This is a genomic window from Peptidiphaga sp. (genome assembly GCF_057238965.1).
The window spans coordinates 34416-40684 of record NZ_DBHHEV010000010.1 but is presented as its reverse complement, the minus strand read 5'-3'; the positions used below and the strand labels follow the sequence as shown (position 1 = coordinate 40684).

The following is a 6269-nucleotide window of genomic DNA, read 5'->3' as shown; positions in this document are numbered from 1 at the left end:
CGGCGTGCTGCTCCTCGCGGTAGTACGCCTCGTCGGGAAGGCCGAGGCCGGACTGTCCCAGGAACGTCACGTACCGGCTGGGGTCGTTGATGTCGGTGCCGACGCCGACGGAGAAGAACGACGCAACGCCGGTGGCCATGAGCGAGCCGACGGCTTCGGCGAGCTCGTCGTGGCTCGAGGCAGCCTCGACGAGTTCAAGGTCTTTGCCCAACGGAGCCACGCCCAGCCGGTTGAGCGTGTCCGTGTCCATCCAGGAAGAGAAGAGGTCGGATATCTTCTTGGCGTCCCCTTCCTGCTCGCCTGACGCGAGGTCCTCGATGATTGCCCGCACATTCGCTTCCGATTCGAGCCGAAGCTTGACGAAGGAGCCGTAGGACGCGAGATCGGCAGGTATCTCCTTGTCTCGTATCCACGCGCCGTTTACCGCGCGGAACAGATCGTCTTGCATTCGGACAGCGGGGTCCGCGCCGTCGAGGACGCGGGCAAGGGATTCGTTGGACATGAGAGTAGTGTCTCAGAGCCCGCCTGCCCAGGCGAGTTCGCCGCGCGGACATTGCGCAATGCGCACAGTGTTTTCCACTAAATTGTCATGCGCCGTTTTCCGCCAAGTTGTGACGCGCGGTTTTCCGCTAAGTTGTTGCGCGCCCAGCGTCTGCCTTTAAGGCGGGGCGCGCAATGTCTGCCGCCTGGGCGCCGGGTTGCTCCTACCAGATGCGCACGCGCTCCTCAGGCGGCAGGTAGAGGGCGTCGCCGGGTTGGAGGCCGAAGGCTTCGGCGAAGGCGTCGATGTTCTTAACCACCCCGTTGGCGCGAAACTCGCTCGGCGGATGCTCGTCCGTCGCCACGGTCGTTTCGAGGAATTCTCGCCTCATTTTTTCCCTCCAGGACCGGGCATAGGAGAGGAAGAATCGCTGGGCGGCCGTGTGTCCGTCGAGGACATCGGCGTCGTCGAGGGTTTTTCCTTCGCGTTCGAGGGCGATTTCGTAGGCTTTGAGGGCGATGGACAGGCCGCCGAGGTCGCCGATGTTTTCGCCCAGGGTCAGGCGTCCGTTGACGTGCGGCCCGTCGGGGCCGAGCTCGGCGGGGATGTAGGCGTCGTATTGGGCGACCAGGGCGTGAGTGCGTTCCTCGAAGGCGGCGCGGTCGGCGTCGGTCCACCAATTGCGGATGGCGCCGTCGGCGTCGAACCTCGATCCCCGATCGTCGAATCCGTGGCCGATTTCGTGGCCGATGACCGCCCCGATCGCGCCGTAGTTCAAAGCGGCGTCGCGTTCGGGGTCGAAGAAGGGGAATTGGAGGATGGCGGCCGGGAAGACGATCTCGTTCCACACGGGATAGTAATAGGCGTTGACGGTCTGCGGAAACATCAGCCATTCGGAGCGGTCCATCGGCTTGCCGAGCTTGGCGAAGTCCCTTGCGTTCTCCCACCTGTTTGCGGCGCGAATGTTGTCGACGAGGTCCTCGCCCACTTTCAGATCTGAGTAATCCCGCCACTCGTCGGGGTATCCGATCTTGAGCGAGAAAGCGTCCACTTTCGCCAGGGCTCTGGCCTTGGTTTCTTCGCCCATCCAGTCGAGGGCAGAGATCGATCGGCGGTAGGCCTCCAGCAGGTCGCCGACCAGCTGGAGCATCTTTTCCTTGTGTTCGGGCGGAAAATGCCGGGCCACGTACTCTCTTCCCAGGGCTTCTCCGAGCGCGTCCTCGACGACGGCGACCCCGCGCTTCCACCGCTCGCGCTGCTGGGCGGTTCCGCGCAGCACCTTGCCGTAGAAGTCGAAGTTTGCCCGGTCGATCTCCTCGGTGAGGAACGTGGCCCTCGCACGGAGAATGCGCCAGCGCGTGTAAGCCTTGAGGTCGGCAAGCGGGGTTTCGGCCCACAGGCGCGCTGCCTCGCGCAAAGCGTGCGGCTGCATGACGATCACGTCGGAAGAGCCGTCCACCGGCATCTGGGCGCCCGCCAACGCGGCGTTCCAGGCGAAGCCGGGCGCCGATTCGACGAAATCGGCCCAGACGAACGGGTTGTTGAGTTTGTCGGCGTCGCGCGCGTCGACGACGTTCATGTGGGCGGAGGCGATCGCGGTCTCCAAGCGAAGGACGACGTCGGCCTGGGCTCGCGCCGCCTCCTCGCTGAGGCCGTAGCCGAGGGCCAGGAGCCTTGGCACGAAATCCGAGTACTTGGCCAAGGTTTCGGCGTGCTGCTCCTCGCGGTAGTACGCCTCGTCGGGAAGGCCGAGGCCGGACTGCTCGAAGAAGGCGACGTATCTGTCGGGGTCCGCCAGATCGGCGTCGATGTCCCAGTCGAAGAAGGTCGGCACTCCCGCGGCCAGGAGTTCGCCGACGACGCGCGCGAGGCCATCGCGGTCCGTTGCGGCCTCGACCGGGGCGAGGTCGGCCCGCAAAGGAGCGGTTCCCTTGGCGTTCAGAGCATCGACGTCCATCCACGAGGAAAAAAGGGCGCCGATTTTGTGCGCGTCTTTATGCGCCTCGCCGCTCTCGTTGGCATTTCCACCCGTCTGTTCGGCCCCGTTGCGCTGCGCGTGCCTGCCCGGATGCGCAGCGGTTTCTTCAGTCTTCGCGAGGTCCTCGATGATCTCCCTCACGTGCTTTTCCGCTTGAAGGACCAGTTCGACGAAGCTGCCGATCCACGGAAGGTCTTCGGGAATCTCGGTCGTCTCCATCCATCCGCCGTTGACGGCGCGAAAGACGTCGTCTTGAACTCGCGTCTTCGGATCGTTGCCGTCGAATATCGATGCTCTCTCGCTGTATCCCATGGGGCAATCCTAGCGGCTGGCCCGCGGGCGCGTGTTTTGGGCCGATCGGTGACCGGTATCATGTCTGCATGCGGATACACATTGCAACGGACCACGCGGGGTTCGAACTCAAGGAATACATCGCGGGCAAGCTCCGCGAAGGAGGCCACGAGGTGGTCGACCACGGCGCCCATTCATATGATCCGATGGACGATTACCCGCCCATGTGCATCGCTTGCGGCGAGGCCGTGGCGGCCGACCCCGGCAGCCTGGGGATCGTCATCGGAGGCTCTGGAAACGGCGAGCAGATAGCGGCGAACAAAGTCAGGGGAGTGCGGGCGGCCCTCGCGTGGAACCTTGAGACCGCGAGGCTCGGGCGGGAGCACAATGACGCGAACGTCGTCGCGATAGGCGCGCGCCAGCACGGACACGAGGAGGCGCTTTCCTTCGTCGAGCTGTTCATCGGCACGTCCTTCAGCGGAGACGAACGGCATCAGCGGCGCATCGACCTCGTGGCGCAGTACGAGTCCTCGGAGCGCTGACGGCCTCAAAGAGCGCCGACGGCCCTCAGATCCAGATCGCCGGATCGATGTAGAAGGCGTCTTCCCGCTTTCTGCTGCGAGACGTGGCGGGAACGCCGACGGCCGTCGAATCGTCCGGCACGTCTTTGATGACAACGGCATTGGCTCCGATGTGGGAGCCGTTGCCCACGGTTACCGGACCCAGTATTTTGGCCCCCGCGCCGACGACGACGCCGTTGCCCAACGTCGGGTGCCGCTTCTTGTCCACGAGTGCCGTCCCGCCCAGGGTCACGCCGTGGTAGAGCATGCAGTCGTCGCCCACCTCGGCCGTTTCGCCGAGGACGACGCCCATTCCGTGGGCGATGAAAAAGCGCCGCCCGATGGTTGCGCCGGGGTGAATTTCGATTCCGGTCAACGCGCGCACCGCCTGGGAGACGAGGCGGGCCGGCACGCGGAGCCTCGGCGATTTCTTCCACATGGCGTGGGCGAGGCGGTGGCCCCAAATCGCATGAATTCCAGGGTAGGAGAGCGCCACCTCGACGTTCGATTTTGCAGCGGGGTCGTGTTCGCGGGCGGCCTGAATGTCTTCGCGGACGGTTTGGAGAAAGCGGGGCGGGCGCATCGGGCTGGTCCTTTCGTGTGAGGGCTCGCGTTTGCGGACGGACGGTCTGCCGCGAGGAGGGCGTGGGCGGCGCTTCAGCTTCAGCGCCGCCCACGTTCGTCAATCGACCAAGCCTTCGAAGAGCGCCGTCGAAACATAGCGCTCGCCGAAGTCGGGGATGATCGCGACGATCGTCTTGCCCGCGGCCTCGGGCCGTTTGGCGATCTCGACGGCGGCAGCGAGGGCCGCGCCGGAGGAGATGCCCACAAGCAGGCCCTCGTCGGTGGCGGCCCGCCGCGCCTGCGCGATGGCCTCGTCGGAGGAGACCGTGACGACCTCGTCGTAAAGGTCGGTGTCGAGGACGTCGGGAACGAAGTTGGCTCCAAGCCCCTGGATCTTGTGGGGGCCGGCCTTGCCGTCCGAAAGGAGCGGGGATTCGGCGGGTTCGACGGCGATGAGCTTGATCTGCGGGTTGTGGCGGCGCAGCGCGCGGCCGGCGCCGGTGATTGTGCCTCCCGTGCCGATGCCGGAGACGAGGTAGTCGACCTTGCCGTCGGTGTCTTCCCAGATCTCTTCGCCGGTCGTCTTCTCGTGGACTGCGGGGTTCGCCTCGTTCGCGAACTGCGAGGCGAGGATTGCGCCGTCCGTCGAGGCCACGATCTCCTTCGCTTTGTCGACGGCGCCGCGCATTCCCAGCGCAGGCTCGGTCAGAACGAGCTCCGCCCCGAAGGCGCGCAGCAGCGCGCGCCGCTCTTTCGACATGGAGGAGGGCATCGTGAGAATGACCTTGTATCCGCGGGCCGCTCCGACCCAGGCGAGCCCGATTCCCGTGTTGCCGGAGGTTCCTTCGACGATCGTCCCTCCCTCGGGGAGCTTGCCCGAGGCGACTGCGGCGTCGATGATGGCGACCGCGATGCGGTCCTTCACCGAATTCGCGGGATTGTAGAATTCGAGCTTCGCCAGGACGGTCGCATCGGCGCCGTCGGCGAGCCTGTTGATGCGGACGAGGGGCGTGCGGCCAACGAGTTCCGTTGCGTTGGCGAATACTTTCGACATGTTTTTCCTTGGGTTCGACGTGAATGGATTAGGGAAATGCGCTGTTTTGCCGGGAGCGCACAGTGCGCGTGGACTGTGGTCGCGCGCGAACCGTTGTGAGCGCCGAGAGCGTGCGCGGACGCGCACCTATAAAGCTCGACGCCCTAAAGACACATACAGCACATGCACGGAACCGAGGTGGGAGCGATGGCGAAGACCATGGCCTCGTCCTTTCCGTCATGTCGTTTACTCGCGTTACTTTTTCACACCGAGGGCGCAATGTCCAGTCGATTCGCCGCAATGCGGCGTTTGTCTCGGTCCAGCGGATCCGCGTCCGTATGCGGTTGAGCGCCTCCTGACGATCGGCTTTTGCGACGGGACATTTTCTCTCGCGGAGCGGTGCGGGCCATTGTCTTGCGGAGCGGTGCGGGCCATCGTCTCTTGACGCGGCGCGGTCCATCGTCTCTTGACGGGTCAGCCTTTCGTCGAGCAGTTGCCCTCAGCGAATCGCAGAGCCGTTGCGGATCGCGCCCGCCGGCGTCTCGACGGTTCTTGTTCCCGCCGGTTCGGGTCGAATGCTTCCCGAGGACAGCCGGGCGAAAAGGCTGGCGACGGCGTCGGCGTCGGGGTGGGCGACGACGACGCGGACCCCGCCCGCCTCGTACGCGGGCTCGACGCTCGCGCCGATTCCGGCCAGCTCGGAAAGATAGCGGCCGGCGTCGGCGTGGGGGAGAGCCGCGGACCACGCTGGGACGTTGTCCCGGACGACGACGGGCGCGCCTTCGAGGCATTCGCGCACGGAGTCGGAATAGGCGCGCACCAAGCCGCCCGTGCCGAGCAGCGTTCCGCCGAAATATCGCGTGACGACGGCCACGACGTCGACGAGTTTCGAACCGGCGAGCACGTCGAGCATCGGACGCCCCGCCGTTCCCGAGGGCTCGCCGTCGTCCGAAGAATGGGAGAAAGGCTGGGCGCCGTCGGCCGAGACGACGAAGGCGGCGCAATGATGGCGGGCGTCGGGCATGGCGGCTTTCCTCTCGTTCACGACCTCGCGGGCTTCGGCCGGCGTGGAGACCCTGGCGACGAGGGTGAGAAAACGGGATTTCTTCACCTCGATCTCGTGAGAGAGCCGTGCGGACGGAGTAAGGAGGAATTCGCTCACGGTTCCATTGTCCGCCCTGAAGGGCCGTCTGCCTTGAAGACGGCGTGGATCCTACCGACCGCAGCGGCGCCCGTTTCAGTTCGCGCTGCCGGGCCTGGCTGTATAAGCTCGCGCGGGAGGCGTTGCGCCGCCGGAAGGCGGGGATGTGAGCAAATCCTCCCCGTCGAGGTCGGAGAGGCCTTTGGACAGATGGCGTCGGC

5 protein-coding genes and 1 pseudogene are annotated in these 6269 nt (G+C 65.5%); 1 reads left to right on the top strand and 5 read right to left on the bottom strand.

The window, feature by feature from the left end:
• Positions 1 to 502 (bottom strand): annotated as a pseudogene (locus ACO48X_RS02650) (peptidase M13); the annotation flags it as partial.
• A gap of 202 nt (positions 503 to 704) precedes the next feature.
• The gene (locus ACO48X_RS02645; RefSeq protein ID WP_485000273.1) at positions 705 to 2771 is read right to left on the bottom strand and encodes a M13 family metallopeptidase; all 2067 of its coding nucleotides are present in this window, start codon (positions 2769 to 2771) and stop codon (positions 705 to 707) included.
• Positions 2772 to 2839: 68 nt separating this feature from the next.
• Here ACO48X_RS02645 and ACO48X_RS02640 point away from each other — a divergent pair, with 68 nt between their 5' ends.
• Positions 2840 to 3292, top strand: coding sequence for a ribose-5-phosphate isomerase (locus tag ACO48X_RS02640; protein WP_485000271.1), 453 nt, complete (start codon positions 2840 to 2842; stop codon positions 3290 to 3292).
• A 25-nt stretch (positions 3293 to 3317) separates the two neighbouring features.
• On the opposite strand, the gene epsC is transcribed toward ACO48X_RS02640, so the two are convergent.
• From epsC to ACO48X_RS02625, 3 genes are all read right to left on the bottom strand, one after another.
• The gene (gene epsC, locus ACO48X_RS02635) at positions 3318 to 3893 is read right to left on the bottom strand and encodes a serine O-acetyltransferase EpsC (protein ID WP_485000269.1); all 576 of its coding nucleotides are present in this window, start codon (positions 3891 to 3893) and stop codon (positions 3318 to 3320) included.
• Between the two features lie 99 nt (positions 3894 to 3992).
• Positions 3993 to 4928: a cysteine synthase A gene (gene cysK, locus ACO48X_RS02630; RefSeq protein WP_485000267.1), complete on the bottom strand. Its 936-nt coding sequence runs from the start codon at positions 4926 to 4928 to the stop codon at positions 3993 to 3995.
• Between the two features lie 478 nt (positions 4929 to 5406).
• Complete coding sequence (locus ACO48X_RS02625; protein WP_485000265.1) at positions 5407 to 6069, bottom strand: IMPACT family protein; 663 nt, start codon at positions 6067 to 6069, stop codon at positions 5407 to 5409.
• Between the last annotated feature and the right edge of the window lie 200 nt (positions 6070 to 6269).

Coding starts and splice junctions, on each gene's coding strand:
- ACO48X_RS02640 (WP_485000271.1), top strand. CDS start 2,840: ATGCGGATACACATTGCAACGGACCACGCGGGGTTCGAACTCAAGGAA.
- ACO48X_RS02645 (WP_485000273.1), bottom strand. CDS start 2,771: ATGGGATACAGCGAGAGAGCATCGATATTCGACGGCAACGATCCGAAG.
- cysK (WP_485000267.1), bottom strand. CDS start 4,928: ATGTCGAAAGTATTCGCCAACGCAACGGAACTCGTTGGCCGCACGCCC.
- epsC (WP_485000269.1), bottom strand. CDS start 3,893: ATGCGCCCGCCCCGCTTTCTCCAAACCGTCCGCGAAGACATTCAGGCC.